Source organism: Halorientalis salina (assembly GCF_005049285.1).
Taxonomy (GTDB): domain Archaea; phylum Halobacteriota; class Halobacteria; order Halobacteriales; family Haloarculaceae; genus Halorientalis; species Halorientalis salina.
On the sequence record NZ_SOSC01000015.1, the window covers coordinates 38,669 to 58,792 of the forward strand.

A 20,124-nucleotide genomic window follows, 5' to 3' on the forward strand; every position below is an offset into this window, starting at 1 on the left:
GAGACCTAGCCAACGCATGGAATCGGACACTACAGAGAGCAACGCGTCTGCCATCGCGACCGAGCGAACTGACCACGTGGGGCATATCGTCCTCGACCGGCCGGAGGCGATGAACACGTTCAGCACGGACCTGGCGAGTGAACTGGACGAGGCACTCAGGACGTTCGAGGAGACGGACGACGTGCGTGCCATCGTCATCTCCGGGAACGGCCAGGCGTTCTCCGCGGGCATCGATGTCTCCGAACACGGGAATCACGACACTGAATCCGAGTACGAGACCTGGGTCGCGCGGATGGAAGAGCCGTTCCTGACGCTCGGGGAGATGGGGACGCCGGTCATCGCGGCCGCCCACGGCCACGCGGCGGCGAACGGCCTCGGACTCGTCGCCGCCTGTGACCTCGCCGTCGCGGCCGACGGCACGCAGTTCGGTGCCACGGCCCCGAAGGTCGGACTGTTCTGTATGGGGCCCGCGGTCCCGTTGCGGGAAACGATGACGCGGAAGCGCTGCCTGGAACTGCTCCTGACGGGCGAGTTGATCGACGCCGACACCGCTCGGGAGTGGGGCCTCGTGAACCGCGTCGTCCCGGCGGACGAACACGTCGAGGCCGCGATGGACCTCGCCGAAACCATCGCCTCCAAAAGCCCAGTCGCCGTCCAGATGGGAAAGAAACTGTTCTACGACATGGCCGACGACACATACGACGACGCGGTCGCCCGCTCGAACGAACGGTTCGCAGAGCTCTGTACCACTGATGATGCCTACGAAGGTATTGCGGCGTTTCTCGATGGCGAACCCCTGACCACGGACGAGTGGCCGGGGAATTAATCCCCATTCGATTGACCATTACGCCATTCACTGCGCTCATAATGTAGATATAATAGAGTGTTCGTAGGAGAATACATTAGTCGGAGGTGTGTAAATAGTCTAGTCATCACCGATGCACTGTCAGATGACGACGCTCGACTACCTGGATCGTGCCGTAGATAACTACGACGACGTGACGGGAATCGTCGCGCACGACGGGACCGAGTACACGTACGCAGAGGTCAACGAGCGGGTCAATCAGTTGGCTCACGCGCTGGCAGAGCGCGGCATCGATCAGGGTGACCGCGTCGCGCTGCTGGCGCCGAACACGCACTACTTCATCGAGACCCTGTACGCGACGAACAAACTCGGTGCCGTGTTCGTCCCGCTGAACTATCGCCTGCAGCCCAACGAGTTCAAGTATATCCTCGACGACTGTGCGGCCGACACCGTCATCGCGGATTACCAGTTCGCCGAGAACCTGAACCCGATTCGCGAGGGCGTCCCTGCCGAGACGTTCATCGGCTACGAGGCCGACCGCATCGACGGCGACTGGGAGGACTACGAGGCGGTGTTGGCCGACCAGTCGACCGACGAACCCGACCGCCCCGACATCGACGAGGACGACGACGCGAGCATCAACTACACCTCCGGGACGACGGGCGACCCGAAAGGCGTCGTCCGTACCCACCGGACCGAGCACTGGCACGCGCTCGTGCTCAACCAGCACATGGAGATCCGTGACGACGACAACTATCTGTGGACGCTGCCGATGTTCCACTGCAACGGCTGGGGGCACACGTACGCCATCACCGGCACCGGCGCCACCCACGTCTGCCAGCGGACGTTCGACGCCGAAGACGCGCTCCGACGGATTCGCGAGTACGACGTCTCGTACATGTGCGGTGCGCCGACGGTCCTCAACAACCTCATCCAGTTCTACGAGAACAACGACGTGGAGACGACGGGCGACCGTGACCTGCGCATCGCGACTGCCGGGAGCGCACCCGCGACGGCCACCATCGAGACCGTCGAAGACGAGTTCGGCTGGCGGATCATCCACATCTACGGCCTGACGGAGACGGCCCCGATCATCACGACCAGCAACTCGCCGCGACGCCTCGCCGAGCGCGGCCGCTCGCTCAAGGTCAAACAGGGGGCCGAAACCCTCTGTACGGACGTACGCGTCGTCGACGAGAACGGGTCCGACTTCGCCCGCGACGGGAAGTCCATCGGCGAAATCGTCGTCCGCGGCAATCAGGTGATGGACCGGTATCTCAACAAGCCCGAGATCACGGAGGAGGCGTTCAACGACCGCCTGCCCGGCTACTTCCACACGGGCGACCTCGCAACCATCGACGAGGACGGGATGGTGTCCATCCAGGACCGCAAGAAGGACATCATCATCTCCGGCGGGGAGAACATCTCCTCTATCGAAGTCGAGGACGTCCTCTTCGATCACCCGGACGTCCAGAAAGCCGCCGTCGTCCCCGTTCCGAGTGAGAAGTGGGGCGAGACGCCCAAGGCAATCGTCGTCTCCAAGCCCGAAGCAGACCCGACCGAGGAGGACGTGATCGAGTTCGTCCGGGACAAACTGGCTCACTACAAGGCGCCGACGAGCGTCGAGTTCCAGGATGATCTGCCCGAAACTGCGACCGGCAAGGTCCAAAAATACGAGATTCGCAAGGAGTACTGGGACGACGAGGACCGGATGGTCGGCCAGGGATAATTGACCGCCCTCGCATCGAGCACGGATCGTTCTCGACCGTTTAGTCCCATGACGTCCTTCTTTACTTTCTCGAACCGTATAGTTCAGATATCTGATAATTGCCCGAACGACGAGGTCCACACGCTGGGTCGCGACCTGTAGCAGGTGCCGTCACTGCCCTGTGACGATCGGTGACGACAGCAGCAGAAAGAGCGACGGGCCGGTCAGGCGAGCGTGACCGTCTCTTGGTAGCTTCCGTACTCCGTCTGGAAGGCGGACATGATCTCGCCCATCGTCGCATAGGCCTTGACGGCCTCGATAATCGGGGGCATCACGTTCTCGTCGTTTTCGATGGCGTCCCGGACAGCCGCCAGTGCCGCCTCGACGGCCTCGTCGTCGCGCTCGGCTTTGACGTCGGCCAGGCGCTCGCGCTGGCGCTCCTGCACGTCCTCGTCGACTTTGAGCACGTCCGGCTGCGTGTCCTCCTCGATGCTGTACTCGTTGACGCCGACGACGACCTCCTCGCCAGCGTCGACGCGTTCCTGGTACTCGTAGGCCGAGTCCTGAATCTCGCGGTGGAAGTAGCCCTGGTCGATACCGGCGAGAACGCCGTCCCGAACGGAGCCGTCGCCCATCTCTTTGATCTCCTCGATGTAGGCCATGGTTTTCTCCTCGACTTCGTTGGTCAGGGATTCGATGGCAAACGAGCCACCCATCGGGTCGACGATATCAGCCGCACCGGACTCCTCAGCGATGATCTGCTGCGTTCGAAGCGCGACTCTGACGGCCTCCTCGCTAGGCAGGGCCAGCGCCTCGTCGAAGCTGTTGGTGTGGAGGCTCTGTGTCCCGCCCATCACGCCCGCGAGCGCCTGGATCGTCACCCGAACGATGTTGTTCAGAGGCTGCTGGGCGGTCAGGGACTGGCCGGCCGTCTGAGTGTGGAACTTCATCTGTTTGGACTTCGGATCCTCGGCACCGAACCACTCGTCCATAACCCGTGCGTAAATGCGCCGGCCGGCACGAAACTTCGCGATTTCCTCGAAGATGGAGTTGTGCGAGTTGAAGAAAAACGAAAGCTGTGGGGCGAACTCGTCGACGTCCATACCGCGGTCGAGACAGTCTTCGACGTATGCGAACCCGTCCGCGAGCGTGAACGCGAGTTCCTGCACGGCCGTCGAGCCTGCCTCGCGGATGTGATAGCCCGAAATCGAGATGGGCTTGATATTCGGAGTCTCCTCGATGGCGAACTCGACGGTGTCCGTCACGACATCGAGGGATGGCTCGGGTGGAACGACCCACTCTTTCTGAGCGATGAACTCTTTGAGCATGTCATTCTGGAAGGTGCCCCGTATCTCATCGCGGGAAACGCCCTGCTGGTCGGCTAGCGCCACGTACATCGCGTAGACGACCGGCGCGCTCGGGTTGATCGTGAAGGAAGTCGACACCTCGCCAAGGTCGATCCCGTCGAAGAGGATTTCCATATCACGGAGTGTGTCGACAGCGACACCTTCCTTGCCGACTTCCCCATCACTCATCTTGTGGTCGGAGTCCAGCCCCATCAGACTCGGCATATCGAACGCCGTCGAGAGCCCAGTCTGGCCGTTCTCGATGAGGTAGTGGAATCGTTCGTTCGTTTCCTCTGCGGTGCCGAAGCCCGCGAATTGGCGCATCGTCCACGTGCGGCCGCGGTACATCGTTGGGTACGGCCCGCGAGTGAATGGCTCCTCCCCCGGGAACCCCAGGTCGTCCTCGTAGTCCAAGTTGGCTACGTCCTCGGGCGTGTACAGACGGTCAGTCTCCATGTTCGAGACGGTCGCGAACCGCTTACGGCGCTCGCCGTGGGCGTCGAGTACCGGGTCTAGCGTCTCTTGTTCCCACTGGTTGCGTTGCTTCCTGATGGATTCGAGCTCGTCTTCGTCGTACATACATCTACTCTAGATCAACTGGGAGTTAACAGTTCGGTCCAGAATCACGTTGGTTCGGTGCGAAAATACCGGTTCTCGTCAAGCCCTCGAAATCGACTCCCGGAACAGAGCAGTCAGGGGAGGGTAATTGAGGAACTTGATCGGCGGTTGAAATAACAAAATGTTTTTGATGCTGTAAACCAGTACTGGTATCGTGGTTTACGAAACGGACAACCGAACGATCGGTAAAGCGGTCGCACGCGTACTCGACGGGGAGACGTTGGACCGGACTGACGGATTGGCGTTGCTGTCCCAGCCGGTTGATGAACTCGCAGCGGCAGCCGACCACGTGCGCTCGCAGTTGGGCGACGGCACAGTCGATGCCTGTTCCATCGTAAACGCGAAGGCAGGCAACTGCGCCGAGGATTGCGGGTTCTGTGCCCAATCCGTACACTTCGATACCGGCATCGAGACCTACGGCTTCCTCGACCCTGAGGAGATCCTCGAGGCAGCCAAGCGCGCGGAGCGCGACGGTGCTCAGCGGTTCGGCATCGTCGTCGCCGAAAAAGGCGTCTCGAAGGACAAGCGACCCGAGGAGTGGGCCGACGTCATCCGCGCGATCAGGCTCGTCAGAGATGAGACCGATGTCGAAGTCGACGCTAGCCTGGGCATCCTCACGCGGGAGGAAGCCGAAATTCTCGCCGCCGAAGGCATCAACCACTACAATCACAATATCGAGACCTCGCCACAGTTCTTTCCGGAGATAATCGATACCCACTCCTTCGAGGACCGCGTGAAAACGCTGGAACTCGCCAATGACGTCGGGATGGACCTCTGTGCGGGCGTCATCCTCGGTATGGGTGAATCCCCGACCGATCGCGTGGACGCAGCCATCGCACTCCAGGACATCGGCGTCTCATCGCTTCCGGTGAACATCCTCAACCCAGTTGCCGGAACAGCGCTCGGCGAGAAACTCGGCGAGGCGGCCGACATCTCTACCGAGGAGATCATCAAAACCATCGCCGTCTACAGACTGCTCCATCCCGAGGCACGGGTCCGGTTGACTGGTGGCCGCGAGGTCAACCTCGACACGGACGAACAGCACTTGCCGTTCGAGGCCGGTGCCGACGGGATTCTCACCGGCGACTACCTTACCACAGGCGGACAGTCAGCTGGAGACGATATCAAGGTGATGGAAGAAGCCGGACTCAAGCCGAACATGGACGCCAACGAGTTCGACAAGGAGGCCGTCAAAGCCCGCGCGGACGAGGACGGTCTTGCTAACGATGGAACGATCGAAACGGCAGCAAGAACGGCAACGAGCAACGCTGAAATCGACGACTAATATGGACGACATCAACTTTGCAGTACTCGGAACTGGTGGCATCGGACGACGAACGCTCGAAGTTTCCCAAGACAAGGACAATCTCAGGCCGGTCGCGGCCTGTGACCGCCACGGCGTCGCCGTCGACCACGACGGACTGGACGTGGACGAACTGCTCGCGGCGACAGAGGGCAACATCGCGAGCGACGGTGGCGCAACCGCCGCCGCCAACAACGCCAACGGCGGCGTTAAGCAGTCCGGTCATGACAAAGGTGTCGCGGCCTCGGTGCAGGCTGACCCGACCGAGACACCCATCGAGGACATTATCGATGCTAGCGATGCTATCGACGCCGTGCTCATCGCGCTACCGAACTTCGAGCACGACTTCATCCCTCGTGTCGCAGACCGCTTTGCAGAGGCCGACTACGAGGGCGTACTCGTCGACGTGCTCAAGCGCTCGCGCGTCATCGACTTGCTCGACGAGAAGGCCGACACGTTCGAGAATTCGAGAATTTCCTTCGTGTGTGGAGCCGGTGCCACGCCGGGACTCCTGACTGGGGCCGCGGCCATCGCCGCCCAGTCGTTCGTCGAAGTCAAGTCGGTCGACATCTGGTGGGGCGTCGGTCTCAAATCCGGCTACGAGGACAACCGCGGCACCGTCCGCGAGGACATTGCTCATCTGGACGGGTACACCATCGAGGACGCCCGCGAGATGAGCGACGAGGAGATCGAAGCCGTCATCGACGATCACGGGGGCGTCATTGAATTCGAGGACATGGAACACGCAGATGATGTCCTGCTAGAACGAGCCGGCATCTGTGACAAAGAAGACGTGACCGTCGGTGGCATCCTCGACGTGACCTCCGATGCAAAGCCCACGACGACCACTGTCAGGGTTACCGGGACAACCTTCGACGGCGAGACCGGCACGAACACGTTCCAGTTGGACGATGACACCAGCATGGAAGCGAACGTCAACGGTCCGGCGCTGGGGTATCTGAAGGCGGGCGTTCGTCGCAACCGCGCCGGGGAGTACGGCGTGTTCGGCCCGGCCGATCTGATGCCCGGCTTCTGAGGAGCGTCGTTTTCGGCCCACGGTGGAATCTCACACATACACGCTATTTTTTCGACACGAAGGATAGATGACTGACCACGGATTTAACCCGGCTTCGTGACATCCTCCGCGCCGTAAACGGAAGGGGATCGAAGATCCCTCAGGCAGTCGGGCAAAGCCCGACGACGGGGTGGCTTCCCGGCACGGGAATACCAGCTACGTTTCGCTGTTGCTGGCAGAGGGTTCCGACCCGTGGAACGTCGAGAGGGTCATCTACGAGGGTTCTCGCTCGTCTCTCGGTGTCGTTCGAAAGACGCGTCGCGTCTTTCGTGATCACGAGACGGCTCCGCCGTCTCGAACGAGGTCTTGGCGCTGTCACAGGTGCTCCCATCCCGTGAGATGTCATCGCCCGCCGGTTTCAGCGGTAGGCTCTCACCCCACGGGTCATGGCGGTCAGCGATGTTGACCGCCGCGTTGATGTCTGCGTGGTACTCCGATACCCAACACTCGTCGTTCTGGCACCGGAACTCGTCGCCGTTCCGGTGCCCGATGTGACCACACTCGTATCTTCCGCGCTGTCGCCACGATTGCTTTCTGCGAGTTCTCTCGACTCGCTAACCGCTCGTAGAAGCGACTCAGATACTCGTCGTTACAGTTCGGATTGGATATCGAGTTCGTTCAATGAATCAACGTCACGGCTGATCTCTTCGATTTGTGCGGTCTGTTCCTCGTTGGCGGAGGCGATCTGCTGTGCTTCATCGGCAACCTGCTGGAAGCCATCTGTTGTCTCGTCAACCATTGCTGCAATTTCTTCAGCACTCGCAGCTTGATCGTCGGTCGCGGCTGCGACTTCGTCGATCCCATCGGAGGCCTCCTCGACGACTGAGGCGATCTCTTGGAACGTTTCGCTCGAACTGTTGACTCGTTCGACGCCATCTTCAACGACCTCGTTGGTTTGTTTGAGGCTCTGGACTGTGTCGTCAGTGTTCTCGCGGATGTCACCGACGATGGATTCGATTTCACTGGCGCGTTCTTGTGACTCCTCCGCGAGACTCTTGACCTCGTCGGCGACGACGGCAAAGCCCTCGCCGGCCTGACCAGCGCGTGCGGCTTCGATGGAGGCGTTCAGCGCCAATATATTCGTCTGGCTCGCGATGTCGTTGATCACATCGACGAGTTCGTCGATCTGCTGGATGCTCTCCTGGAGTTCCTCGACGTCACCCATCACGTCATCGGACGCTGACTCCACCTGGTCCATGATCTCGATCGTTTCGGTGGCCTCATCCTCTCCGTTCTCCGCCTTTTCACGTGCCGTATCGCTGATCCCTTGGACTTCGTCGGCTGTGGCGGCGATCTCCTCGACAGTCGCGCTGAGCGAGGACACCTCGCTCGCCACTTCGCTGATGGACTCGAGTTGGTTGCTCGCCTGCGCGCTGATGTCCTCGGAGTTCTCGGCGACGTGTTGGGATGAGACTTTCAGGTCGTCGACGGCACTCTTGATGTTCCCAGTCGCCTCGCGTCGCGTGGAGATGTCGTGAAAGGTCTCGCTAATCCCGACCACGTTCCCCTGCTCGTCGTGAATCGGTCTGACCACCAGCTCGGTGGGAATCACACGCCCGTCGTAGCTCTCCTTCTCCACCTCGACGCGGATCTCGTCTTGCCCCTCATCGACGATCTGTTTCAGCGTACAGTTCGGGGTCCCGCACACCTCAGGGTTACAGAACTGGTCGAAACACTTCAGCGAGTCATTCTCTTCGGCTTCGACGCCACCCATCTCTTTCATCATCTCGTTTTCGAGGACGACGTTGAACTCCAGATCGAGAATCCGCATTGCAGCTCCCGTCGACTCCATGATGGCACGAATATTGTTCTTGAGGGTTTCTCGCAATTCCTCTTCTGCGAGTTGTTTCCCTGCAAAAATGCTCTGTGAATGGTCAGACCTACTAGATGATGTTGTTCTCTTACTGGCCATACTTTGGCGTACAAAATCGAGTTTTTTAAATTGTTAGGTTTATTCTCAGGTTATGACATTCATTGGTTTAAACGACTGATGGTATCAGTATACTCCTTCTCCACATCGGCATGAGAGGCCTGATTGTAGCTACACTGCGGATCGTGAGCGTTCGTGCACGAACCACAATCGGGACAGAGATAGTCACCATACATACTGAGAAACGTCTACGACGGTCGCACAACCGCAATATTGACACAAAAGGTTTGGAACAGAACTCTGCTCGAACTAGATCTTGTTGGCGATGTCGCTGAGCCGATCGTCGTAGTCCTGGATCAAGTCTTTTCCAGTGTTCGTGAGATGGTACAGGTTGGTTCGCTTGTCAAGCTCGGACTTTTCGATGAGGCCTTTGGAGACGAGGTTGTCGAGATTGGGGTACAGCCGTCCGTGGTTGATATCTTCGTCGAGCACGGCTTCCAGTTCGCGTTTGATCCCGAGCCCGTACGATTCCTGACTGCTGACTTCGAGTTCTGCGATCGCGTACAGAATTTCTTTCTCGAACGTGAGTAGGTCAACTGCCGATACCGGTTCGTTCTGTCGGGGGGATTCTGATGAACTCATGGTGGGGGAGAGTTGGTCTGTTCCCGGAATACTGCACTCAGGGCACGTTCGTTGCACGTCCGCGATTTCCTAGTTGTCTGGCAGATTTTAATGTTTCGCTTCTATTTCCTGACTGTCAAGATCTACTGCATTGTGGTCGACTTCGAATTGGGATTGGATGCCGCCATGGAACCGGAGGAACCAGTCTTGACATAGACCTGGTCGCGTTTTGGACCCCGGACAGTTGATCGCCAGTCGAACTGATAGCCGACAACGACTCGGCCTTACTTGTCGACAGTGCCGAGTTCGTAGTCGCTTTCGGGACCCTTCCACCCTCAGTAGTGGGTTCCATCTCCAACAGGTGCGTCGACGACACTACCGTCGTATACCTATAGTATCCGGTAGAACTTTTTACTCGAAATGTGTTGCAGTAGACAGTGGATCACCTTGACGAGATCTCTGTCGAAGAACTGCAAAGAGCTCTCGACAATGTAGAGGGAAAGAAGCCAACAAAACGGCTATTAGCGGCAATCGCGTACAAGAATGGAGTCACACAAACCGAGTTAGCCGGGTGGTACGATGTCGAGTGACGCACAATCTATAGCTGGCTCAAGCGACTCGAGACCGACGAGTCGCTTGAGCAGGCTGTATCTGATGATAAACGAACTGGGAGAAAGCGTAAGCTCTCAGAATTACAGCAAGAAAAATTCGAAGAAACAGTTCACGATCCACCCGAAGAAGTCGGGATCGACGCGCCGGCGTGGTCGCCGGCGGTCGCCCAGGAATATCTTCAGGAAACGTACAATGTCGAATACTCAATCCCGAGTTGTCGGCGGTTGTTGAAAGAAGCGGGATTGAGTTATCAGAAACCACGCCGTTCAGCCGCCGAAGCCGACGAAGGCGAGCAAGAAGAGTTCCACGACGAACTCAAAAAAAGCGGCGGGAGATGGACACCACCGTAGTCTGCCTCGATCAAACCAAGAAATCCCTCCACGTCAAACCGCGTGCCGCGTGGTTTTTGCGCGGCAGGCGGCCCTTTGTCGAACTGTCTGGCCAACGCGACTGGACGTATCTACTGGGCGCGATTACCGAGAACGGTGATCGCTTTTTCTCCTGATTTGAAGAGTACGTCACCGCCGATCATGCGAAACATTTCATTCTTGCGTTATGCAAAGAATTTGAAGATGATTTGATCGTCGTGTTGGATGGAGCACCGTATTTTCAGGCGTCGGCCGTCACGGACTTGGCGGCCCGTGACGACCTCGCCTTCGTTACGCTGCCTTCGTACTCGCCGGAGTTGAACCCGGTCGAGGAGTGTTGAAGACAGCTCCAAGCGGCACTCAGCAATCGGTTCTTTGACTCGCTCGACGATCTTACAACAGCGATCGACACCGCTCTCGACCAACTTTCCGTTCTCAAAGTGAGCAATTACTTCTAGTGTTTACTATAGGATCGGGTGGCGAGGCTCACTCGCCATCGCTATCTGCGAGGAAGTCTGAGGTATCTCGCTCCATTGCAGACTCGAAGGCGTCTTTTTCCGCTTCCATCTGGTCGATTTTCTCGCCAAGGAGAACCCGAGCGACATCTTCGCCGATTTCATCGCGGCTGTATCGTTCGTAGACCGCGATCTCGTCTTGTTCGTCCAGCGACCGGCGGAGCATCTCAACCAACCCAGTTCGGGCAAGCTCGCTCACATTGACTCCGCCAATATGTATCTCATCAAGGATCTCCGCAGCCTCTTTCTCGGCCCCGGCACGGAATTGTATCGTTTTATCGTAGCTTGAGCCGCTCATAGAGAATGGTTTGCTGCGGAAGGGGTTATATGTTATGACGTGTAAAGACTTGTCAGTACATTTTTCTGGGTAACCCAATCACGCGAAGAGTATTCCAATTTGTGGCCGCTGTTAATTCTCTAACTAAAGGTAGCTCCGTCCGTTTATCGGACCAAAGCCTGCAGCGCCTATGGGTTTGAGCGCTAAAAACCACCCGACAGCGCAGCGAGTACCGGTTGAACGGGTGCGCTTTTGCTTTCGTTCGCTGGTTGAATGGAGGGAGCAACTCTCACTGGGATCTGCGTCCATCCAACCTGGCAGCAGTTGAGAAAAACAATCGCTGATCGACGGATGGTCGCTGTGTACGCTGTATCACTGACCTCAGTCGGAATAACTCAGGTTCTGTCAAGAACAGCATGCTGAATACGGAGGTTATATTCTTCACAGCATTCTCGTTTATCTCTGGCCGATCGGTTCGGCGTGCTGGCACCAACTGATTCATACACCGGCTACAAAAGAAGGGGCCATAACGGATGAGATCGGTGGCTGTTCAGGTGCCTTCTTCGCTCGCTATGGGACCTTGATGTAACCGAAGCCAAGTTCCTGGAGTCGGGCAAGTTCGCCAACGGCAGAAGGAACGGGTTCGACACCGTCGATCAAATCGTCTTCCGTGAGTTCGAACATGTCCATGGCGTTCTGGCAGACTCGGAAGGTGACTCCGCGCTCCTGCAACGAGTTGATGCGGTCGTAGAATTCGTTCTCCTGGCTCGACGGCGTGTAGATCTTGATACCCGGACCGTTCGCGAGGAAGACGAGTTCCTTCACGGGCACCGTCTCGTCCGCCAGCAGGTTCTGTGCATTCATCAGAGCGCCCTTGTAGGCAGTCATCTCACCACTTGACAGGTGAAGGACCGTCTTCGCGGGCGGCGACGGGCGATCATCCTGGGCCTGTGTCCCGCGCTTCTCACGCGTCGCACTGGCTGTCCCACTTCCGAAGAGGAGGGCACCAAGCGTTCCGGCGGCCGAAACAAAGCTTCGTCGTTCCATGCAAGTCGCCTTGGCACGGGACGGGTTATTGTGTTGTGGCGAAATTGTTCCGCATTCACAGCCAGTACAGCAACTTCGATTCTTCCAGTTTCCTACGGCTAAGTCGGTTGTTTCCGATTTGGTACTGTCTCGTCTTCGACTATCAGTGCAGATTGGGTATTGGTTCCCTCATCTGTAGGTGCCTGTACAGACCGTTCAATCTCGCTCTCGGTTGGCATAGGCACCGTGCTGAATATGCGGACACAGTGAGCAGCCAACTCACTGCAGTCCAGCGTGTACTCACCATCTTATGAAGGGTCCGATGACCCATTCTCATCTAAAAACTCCTGCTGGCAACTGCTATCTTGATACAGCGAGAGAATCCCGCCCTTCCCGTGAGTGACGAGTGTTCCGACGCTCAGTCGGAACCGAGGAGCGAACAGGGCGGGAGTGACTCGATGGAAACGCTGCTACTCCATGAGAGCGTGAAACAAGACATGGGGCGCAAGAGACCGAACGCGATTCCGTGCCTCAGAGCACGTGGGAGTGACTGGTCCGTGTGCGAAAGAAGCCGAGTCATGGGCGTTACAGCCCGACTGGCGCGCCGCGCGCCAGTCGGGAAAGCCCGAATAGGTGAATCTCTGCTTCACGCACTGGCGTCCCGGGTGAACAGACCATGTACCTCGGAATTGATGTCCACAAACGGTACGCACAGGTGGCAGTAATGGATGAGGCTGGAGAGATCGTCGAAGAGGTTCGCGTCGAGAACGCGAACCTCGACGACCTCGCCCAGCGGTATGCTGGCGCACAAGCCGCAATTGAGGCGACCAGCAATTACTACCACATCCACGATACGCTGTCGGAGCATTTGGATGTGACCGTTGCTCACCCGAAGGAACTGAATCAGATCGCTGACACCGACAAGAAAACTGATCGCGTCGACGCGAAAGAGCTAGCGCGGATGGTGCGGCTGAACTCGGTGCCTGAGAGCTATGTTCCGACCGACGAGATCAGGGAAGCCCGCGCACTCGTGCGCGGGCGACAGTCGTTAGTCGAACACCGGACAGAGTATGCCAACAAGATTCACGGATTGCTCTCTGATCACGGCATCAGCGAGGATGTGAAGCCGTTGACTGATGAGGGACGAGAGTTCCTGCGGGAACTCTCGCTCCCGACGCCGTGGGATTCGGTGCTGGAGTCGTATCTCGAAGTGATCGAGACGTTCACCGAAGAGATCCAGAACCTCGAAGAGTGCATCGAAGAACGCGCTGGGTCTCTGAAGGAGACCCAGCTGCTGATGACGATTCCCGGTGTGAGTTACTACACAGCATTGACGATCTACGCGGAGTTGGGTGAAATCAGTCGGTTTGACGGTGCCAAAGCGGTTGTCAGTTACGTCGGATTGAACCCGGTGATCCGCGAGTCCGGCGACTCGCGGATCGAGGGGAGCATCTCGAAACGTGGATCAAGTCGCGTCCGGTGGTTGCTCGTTCAGGCTGCTCATACAGCAGTCCACACCTGTAACGACAAGTATCTGAGCCGCTTCTACGATCGGTTAGCGAGTCGAAAGAACTCGCAGAAAGCAGTTGTGGCGACAGCGCGGAAGATGCTGGTGTCGATGTACCACATGCTCACCCGAGGCGAAGTGTACGATCCACCTGGTGTAAGCGCGTAGACGAGGAATCTGAGGACCGCCGACCGGGCGGTCCTCAGCGGCCGGCCGAGGCTTTCCATGAGCGACTGCTGTCGCCAGACCGCGACCGCACCGCATCACGATGAGGACCGCCTATCGGCCGGAAGGGGAGCAGATTCCGAGGCGGCGTAATCATTTTGTCGCCAACGGTGGTTTGTTCAGGTAGCAGCGTTTTCCATAGGTGAATCGCGTAAGCTCTGTACTCCTACTGGACTCCGTCATTGGGTAATGCCATCAGCACGATGAATATGCTTAACAAAAATCGACCTTTATAGACGACAATTCCATGACCAAGTCGGACAGTCGAGAGACACTGCGCAGTAATGTGCTCAATCGCGTTTCCGACGCCATTGTCAGTCTGAACAGTGACCTCGAATACACATTTGCGAACCCACGTGCAGAACAACTCCTTGACGCGACCGAAGAATCACTTCGCGGAACTTATATCCGGGATGCCTTTCCGGAAGTAGCTGACACTGTTGCGGAACAACAAATATCCGAGGCTCTCGAAACGGGGCAAGAACAAACGTTTGAACGGTACAACGAGGCACTTGATCGGTGGTTTGAGGTCCGTGTCTATCCTGACGAGGATGGTGTATCGGTCTTCTTTACCCACATTTCTGAACGCAAGGAGCGTGGGTTGGACCTCGAACGATACGAACAGGCGATTGAGGCGCTTCCCGTCGCTGTCGGTATCAATACTCCTGGAGAAGAGGGACGGTTCGAATTCGTCAACCAGGCCGCAGTCGACATGCTTGGTGCGTCCTCGAAGTCGGAACTACAGGACCATGCTCCAGGAGATACCTATGCAAATCCGGACGAGCGAAAACGATTCAGTGAGCAGTTACGAGAAACGGGCTCTGTCGAGCAGTACGAGGTCCAATTGACGACGCTTGAAGGAGAGACGTTCTGGGGGTCAATGACGGCAAATCTCACAGAAATAGGCGGGGCAGAGTATATTATTGGAATCATCGAAGACGTTTCCGAGCGCAAACAACGGGTCCAGGAACTTGAGGCGAAGACGCGCGCCATCGAGGCTGCACCGATCGGCGTTTCATTATCCAATCCACAGCAGGATGACAATCCACTCACGTACGTCAATGAGCGATTCGAAGAGATTACAGGGTACGCTGCCGAGGAAATCCGGGGTCGCAATTGTCGGTTCTTGCAGGGCGAGACAACCGACGAGGAACCAGTCTCAGCAATGCGTGACGCCATTGCGGCTGAAGAATCAGTAACCGTCGAACTTCGCAACTACCGCAAGGATGGCGAGCAGTTCTGGAATCGTGTTTCGATAGCACCAGTCCAAACTGAGAACGGCCCCTCACACTTTGTCGGCTTTCAACAGGACATCACTGAGGAAAAACAGCGCGAGCAGGAACTCAAAGAAAACAAAGAGCAAATCGCAGAACAAAACGACGCCCTGAAATCGTTCGCGAAAATAGTAACCAATGCAGAGCGAACACTCAACCAACGAATAACTGACCTGCTCAATCTGGGAGCGACGTATCTCGATCTCGATGTCGGGATTCTCTCGGAGATCGACGGCTCCGAGTACACAGTCCGGGACGTCGTGGGCCCTGCCGAAGCCATCGAACCCGGGGACTCGCTCAATCTCACTGATACGTATTGTTCGCTGGTCTATGAAGCGGACGGACCAGTCTCATTTCACAGTTCAGATGATGGTGGTGTCAAGGACCATCCAGCGTATCAAAACAAGGGTATGGAGTCCTACATCGGGGTTCCCGTTTTCGTCGATGACCACCGGTATGGTACACTTAATTTCTCGCGTCCTGAATCTCGTGAAGCGCCAATCACAGACGCTGAGGAGTCGTTAGTTCGGATTATGGCACAGTGGGTCGGGACGGAACTCACACGCCAGCAACGTCAAGAGGAACTCGAGCGGACCAGCCAGTTCCTGAAAGACACTCAGGAAGTCGCAAAGGTCGGTGGATGGGAGGTTAGCCTACAGTCCGAGAGAATGCGATGGTCTGAGGAATTGTATCGCATCCACGAACTGCCGCTGGATGCGAACCCGACACCTGAAGAGGGGATCGAGTTCTATCACCCAGACGATAGAGACACTATCAGGGAGGCCTTCGACCGCCTCACTACTGAAGGCGAACCGTACGACCTGGAGTTGCGGATTGTCAGGACGGACGACAACGTACGCTGGGTTCGTACGCGCGGAGAGCCAATCTACGAGGATGACGAAATCGTTGCCGTCCACGGGACGTTCCAGGACATCACCGAGCGCAAGGAGTCTCAAAAAGAACTAGAGAAGTCCAAGCAGGTTATCGAAAGTTCGACCGATATCGCGACGATCATCGACTCCCGAGGGACAATAACGTATGTCAGCCCTGCTGTTGAAGATGTGCTGGGATACGAGCCAGAAGAGTTGATTGGCACCGACGGATTCGGCTATCAGCCAGATGAAACCAAGACGGCTGTTGCTGCCGCTATCGAGCACGTGATGGAGACTCCTGCTGAAACGAAGACGGTTCAGACACGGTTTCGGCGGGCTGATGGCTCGTGGTGCTGGATCGAATCAACGCTCCGAAGCCGACTCAACGATGACGTGATTGGTGGGATACTGGTGAGCAGTCGTGATATCACCGAGCGCAAAGAATGGGAGCAGGAACTGCAGCGACAGAATAGCCGACTCAACGAGTTTGCAAGCGTTATCTCTCATGACCTCCGAAATCCACTCAACGTCGCCCAGTCACGGGCAACGATTCTCCAAGAGCGGACTGACGACGAATTTCAGGAGCACCTCGCTCCGCTTTTGAATTCGCTGGAACGGATGGAGAGTATTATAGAAGACACGCTGACGCTCGCTCGGCAGGGAGAGACTATCGGTGAGATGAGTTCAATTCCGGTCATGGATTTGGTGGGTAAATGTTGGGCTGGAGTCGAGACAGCCGAGGCGACGCTCGAAATAGACGATGAGTTCACGATACGAGGTGACCGTGATCGGCTCCGACATGTGTTCGAGAACTTGTTCCGCAATGCAGTGGAACATGGCGTAGAGGATGTAACGGTCCGGGTTGGACGCGCTGGTGAGGACTGCATCTATGTCGAAGATGATGGCCCAGGAATTCTACCGGACGACCGCGACAAGGTCTTTGAACCAGGTCACACGTCTGCAACTGGGGGAACAGGTTTCGGTCTCACGATTGTCAAGCGCATCGCAGAGGCTCACGGCTGGGAGGTAACGGTCACTGACGGAGGAGATGGTGGTGCTCGGTTCGAGTTCGATACTGCTGGACTGATCGGTGAGTGACTCTTCCTGACAGCCAAATTCAGCAGTTCTGGTCGGAACCAAATACCTCCCTACTTGACATCCTCCTCCGCCTGAAGGCGGAGGAATCCCGAGGTTGGGATATTAAGGTTTGCAGTCCACCATCTCTCGTTGCGGTTGGAATCCGCAGGAGAGGTCATACAGGTGGACTGCTGGCTGTGCCAACCAGCCGGTACTCCTATCCCTGTCCAAACTGGACGCAGACTCGGAGTTACTTTGGTTGCTGTTGAGGCGGATGTTCTCCGCCCCGTTCACGCAGCGTTGAACGCCGCATCACACGCCTCACAGACGTATAGGCCACGCTCAACACGCTGACTGTCGTTTTCTCTACCGCACACGCAACACGTTTTACTCGTGTCTCGCTCGGACACCTCCACGACCTTGATGCCCTCAACCTTTGCCTTGTATTCGAGAATCGAGGTGAAGCGGTCGAACGCCCACCCGTGCAAGTCGAGGTTGCCGTGCTTGCCCCAGTTCTTCGACCCGCCGTTCTCGTCCTCTCGAATACCGTTGAGCTTCCCGAGGTTGATGCGACCAACACCCTTCTCAACACACCGTTCAACGATGTGTCTCGCTAAGGAGTGAAAGAAGTGGGTGCGGCGTTCTGACCACTTGTTGTGGAGTCGAGTGGCCCTGTCGCCACTGCTGTCGTCGCATTTGGCGATTTCTTTCGAGAAGTAGTACCCGTCTTGTTTCAGGCGGTTTCCGGGATAGAGGCCTGTTTCCTCAGTACTGTAGGCGACGGCGGCGAAGTTGCTGATGCCGAGGTCGATGCCCGCTGTCTCGTTGCCGGGAGCGTTGGGCGTCTCGATCTCGTCTTTGCAGACGAGGTGGAGTTCCCACTGCTCTTTCTGCTGGTCGTAGACAGCGCGAACCTGTTGCAGGTTATCAACCGCTACACCGGGCCGCGTCTCGTACTCGACAAGGATGTATTCCCACGCTCGGGGACGGTCCTTGTGATTTGCACCTTTTGACAGGCGAACGCGGTTGTTCTTGGTGTCGTGACGGATGCCGTTTTGCTTCCACGTCACGGTGGAACGCGGGTGTTCTTCGTGGACGCGGAGGCCCTGTTGGTCGTAGTAGTTTTCTTTGCGGTAGCCGGGCGGATTGTCCCGTTCGTCGTCTGAGGAGTACCACGAGTTGAAACTTTCAGCGAGTTCCTCCAGAACGCGCTGACTGGACTGTGAATGGAGTCCCTTGTATTTTGGATGGGTCTTCAACTCGTTTTTCAACTCCTCGTGGTCGGGGATCTCCCCGGTTTCTTCCCACACTTCTCGGGAGTGGTAGTTGGCGACGTTCCAGAGCTTGCTGGCCGACCACCCGTGCCGGTCGAGCGACTCCGCGACCTGCGAGTGGTTGCGGATTTTCGCTCGGTAGGTGCGGTGGACATCCAGCATCGTGAAACGCCTGTATAATCGCTTATACTCGTTTTCTTGTAAAGGTTGGTTTGAGAACGGTGGAATATCCGGCCCTGTCGGAGTCGGTGGAATGGATCACTGAGTGACGGCGCGTATCCACGGCCTGAAGGCCGTGGTATTGCGCCTGCTCAGCGTATAAAATATCTATACGTTTTGCATCTCCGTTACATCGCGCATTGCACCGATAAGTTTCTCGACATTCCCTTCCTCTATGATCGGAGTCACTTTTGTTTCCCACTGCCGTGATTCACCATCAACTGGGATGTCTTCGAGATACTGAATCGTTTCCCGACGTTTCACACAGTCCCGATAGTGGGACTCGATTTCACCCCCGATCTCGTCGCCAACGACTTCAGTCGGTGTCTTCCCGGCAATCTCAGCATTCGATATCCCCGTTAACTGTTCGTATACCTCGTTGACACGCTGGACGCGGAACGTATCGTCGTCGGTCACATCAACAACGAACAGTGCATCTTGGGTGTTCTCGAAGACTGTCTCGGCTAACTCCAGTTGTTCTTCGCGTTCGATGCGATCAGTAACATCTTCTTGGAATCCCACGAAGTTGGTGACCTCGCCGTTTTCGTCTCTGATTGGAGCAATCGTCACGTGATTCCAGAACACCGTTCCATCCTTCCGGTAGTTTCGAAGCACGGTCGATACTGGCTCTTCGTTGTCGATGGCGTCGCGTATCTCGACAACTGGTTCGGGATCAGTCTCTAGCCCCTGCATGAATCGACAGTTCCGCCCAAGGATTTCGGATTCCTGGTACCCGGTTAGTTCACAGTAGTGTTCGTTCGTGTATACTAACGGATTGTCTGACTGGCTCGGGTCCGTGAGCGTTATCCCCATCGGTGCCTTCTCCATCGCCTCTGTTTTCCGGGTTACCTCTGTTTCTCGTTCTTTGCGTTCAGAAATGTCCGTTACGATACCAACCATCCGCTTGGTATCGTCGCCATCGTCGTAGATTTCACCTCGCGATTCGACCCAGATTTGTGAGCCGTTCTTGCACTGGATGCGATATTCAGTCTGGAATCGACTCTCGGTTTCGGCGGCCTGTTCAACAGTAGCAGTGGCTTTTTCTCTGTCGGCAGGATGAATATACTCCGCGAACGCATCGAAGGTGCCCTCGAACGTCCCTGGTTCGATCCCGACCAGTCGTTCCAGAGATTCGGTCCAGCGTACGTTGTCCGTCCCGATGTTCCAGTCCCAGACGCCCGTGTTCGTTCCCTCTAGGGCGAGTTGGAGTCGTTGTGTGGTCGCTTTGAATTCTCGCTCGCGTTCAACCTGCTCGGAGATATCCCGGAAGATGCCGTAGATCACAGACTCATCGGAGAGCGAGACCGTCGCAACGCTGATCTCGACCGGGACACGATCTCCATCGGCGGTAACAACAGTTATGTGTGATCCGTCAGGAAGTCGCCGCTTGGTTTTCCCCGTTTGAGAGCGTGTCATAGAAGAGTTCACACGATTTACTGAATCAACTCTAACGGATTAAAAGCGCCGTACACTTGGTGCACGCTGTTCTTAGATTGTTATAGCTATGGCCAAAGAGAAGTTCGGGGTCGCTG

At 56.9% G+C, this 20,124-nt stretch carries 12 protein-coding genes and 4 pseudogenes; 7 read left to right on the plus strand and 9 right to left on the minus strand.

Annotation, left to right across the window (positions count from 1 at the left end; all coding sequences use genetic code 11):
- Positions 1–16: 16 nt before the first annotated feature.
- Together E2481_RS17515 and E2481_RS17520 are read left to right on the plus strand one after the other, a co-directional pair.
- Positions 17–826 (plus strand): enoyl-CoA hydratase/isomerase family protein, encoded by an 810-nt coding sequence (locus E2481_RS17515; protein WP_136718458.1) that lies wholly within the window; start codon positions 17–19, stop codon positions 824–826.
- A gap of 112 nt (positions 827–938) precedes the next feature.
- Positions 939–2,534, plus strand: a complete 1,596-nt coding sequence (locus E2481_RS17520) for a class I adenylate-forming enzyme family protein (RefSeq protein ID WP_136718459.1) — start codon at positions 939–941, stop codon at positions 2,532–2,534.
- Positions 2,535–2,737: 203 nt separating this feature from the next.
- Here the strand turns inward: E2481_RS17520 and E2481_RS17525 are convergent, their stop codons facing one another.
- Positions 2,738–4,438: a methylmalonyl-CoA mutase family protein gene (locus E2481_RS17525; RefSeq protein WP_136718460.1), complete on the minus strand. Its 1,701-nt coding sequence runs from the start codon at positions 4,436–4,438 to the stop codon at positions 2,738–2,740.
- A gap of 193 nt (positions 4,439–4,631) precedes the next feature.
- Here E2481_RS17525 and bioB point away from each other — a divergent pair, with 193 nt between their 5' ends.
- Both bioB and E2481_RS17535 read left to right on the plus strand, forming a co-directional pair.
- Positions 4,632–5,762 carry a biotin synthase BioB gene (gene bioB, locus E2481_RS17530; protein WP_136718461.1) on the plus strand — a complete coding sequence of 377 codons (1,131 nt, stop codon included), beginning with the start codon at positions 4,632–4,634 and terminating at the stop codon, positions 5,760–5,762.
- Between the two features lies 1 nt (position 5,763).
- Entirely contained in the window at positions 5,764–6,816 is a 1,053-nt protein-coding gene (locus E2481_RS17535; RefSeq protein ID WP_136718462.1) for a transcriptional regulator, read from the plus strand.
- 248 nt (positions 6,817–7,064) lie between these two features.
- Here the strand turns inward: E2481_RS17535 and E2481_RS17540 are convergent.
- From E2481_RS17540 to E2481_RS19250, 4 genes and pseudogenes are all read right to left on the minus strand, one after another.
- Positions 7,065–7,361 (minus strand): annotated as a pseudogene (locus tag E2481_RS17540) (RNA-guided endonuclease TnpB family protein); the annotation flags it as partial.
- 83 nt (positions 7,362–7,444) lie between these two features.
- Complete coding sequence (locus E2481_RS17545) at positions 7,445–8,767, minus strand: methyl-accepting chemotaxis protein (RefSeq protein ID WP_306293932.1); 1,323 nt, start codon at positions 8,765–8,767, stop codon at positions 7,445–7,447.
- Positions 8,768–8,826: 59 nt separating this feature from the next.
- The gene (locus tag E2481_RS19315) at positions 8,827–8,961 is read right to left on the minus strand and encodes a DUF7474 family protein (protein ID WP_443670013.1); all 135 of its coding nucleotides are present in this window, start codon (positions 8,959–8,961) and stop codon (positions 8,827–8,829) included.
- Positions 8,962–9,070: 109 nt separating this feature from the next.
- Positions 9,071–9,253, minus strand: a pseudogene (locus tag E2481_RS19250) (helix-turn-helix transcriptional regulator); the annotation flags it as partial.
- A gap of 530 nt (positions 9,254–9,783) precedes the next feature.
- Here E2481_RS19250 and E2481_RS17555 point away from each other — a divergent pair.
- Positions 9,784–10,784: pseudogene (locus E2481_RS17555) on the plus strand (IS630 family transposase).
- Positions 10,785–10,812: 28 nt separating this feature from the next.
- Here E2481_RS17555 and E2481_RS17560 read toward each other — a convergent pair.
- A complete protein-coding gene (locus E2481_RS17560) occupies positions 10,813–11,139 on the minus strand; it encodes a hypothetical protein (protein WP_136718464.1) in 327 nt (108 codons plus the stop codon).
- 549 nt (positions 11,140–11,688) lie between these two features.
- On the minus strand, positions 11,689–12,165 hold the full coding sequence (locus E2481_RS17565) for a DsrE family protein (RefSeq protein WP_136718465.1): 477 nt from the start codon (positions 12,163–12,165) through the stop codon (positions 11,689–11,691).
- 655 nt (positions 12,166–12,820) lie between these two features.
- On the opposite strand from E2481_RS17565, the gene E2481_RS17570 reads away from it, so the two are divergent.
- Both E2481_RS17570 and E2481_RS17575 read left to right on the plus strand, forming a co-directional pair.
- Positions 12,821–13,819, plus strand: coding sequence for an IS110 family transposase (locus E2481_RS17570; RefSeq protein ID WP_136718466.1), 999 nt, complete (start codon positions 12,821–12,823; stop codon positions 13,817–13,819).
- 304 nt (positions 13,820–14,123) lie between these two features.
- Positions 14,124–17,120, plus strand: coding sequence for a PAS domain S-box protein (locus E2481_RS17575; protein ID WP_136718467.1), 2,997 nt, complete (start codon positions 14,124–14,126; stop codon positions 17,118–17,120).
- A gap of 102 nt (positions 17,121–17,222) precedes the next feature.
- On the opposite strand, the pseudogene E2481_RS17580 reads toward E2481_RS17575, so the two are convergent.
- Both E2481_RS17580 and E2481_RS17585 read right to left on the minus strand, forming a co-directional pair.
- Positions 17,223–18,535 (minus strand): annotated as a pseudogene (locus tag E2481_RS17580) (RNA-guided endonuclease InsQ/TnpB family protein).
- A 165-nt stretch (positions 18,536–18,700) separates the two neighbouring features.
- Positions 18,701–20,008 (minus strand): PAS domain S-box protein, encoded by a 1,308-nt coding sequence (locus E2481_RS17585; protein ID WP_136718468.1) that lies wholly within the window; start codon positions 20,006–20,008, stop codon positions 18,701–18,703.
- Positions 20,009–20,124 lie beyond the last annotated feature (116 nt).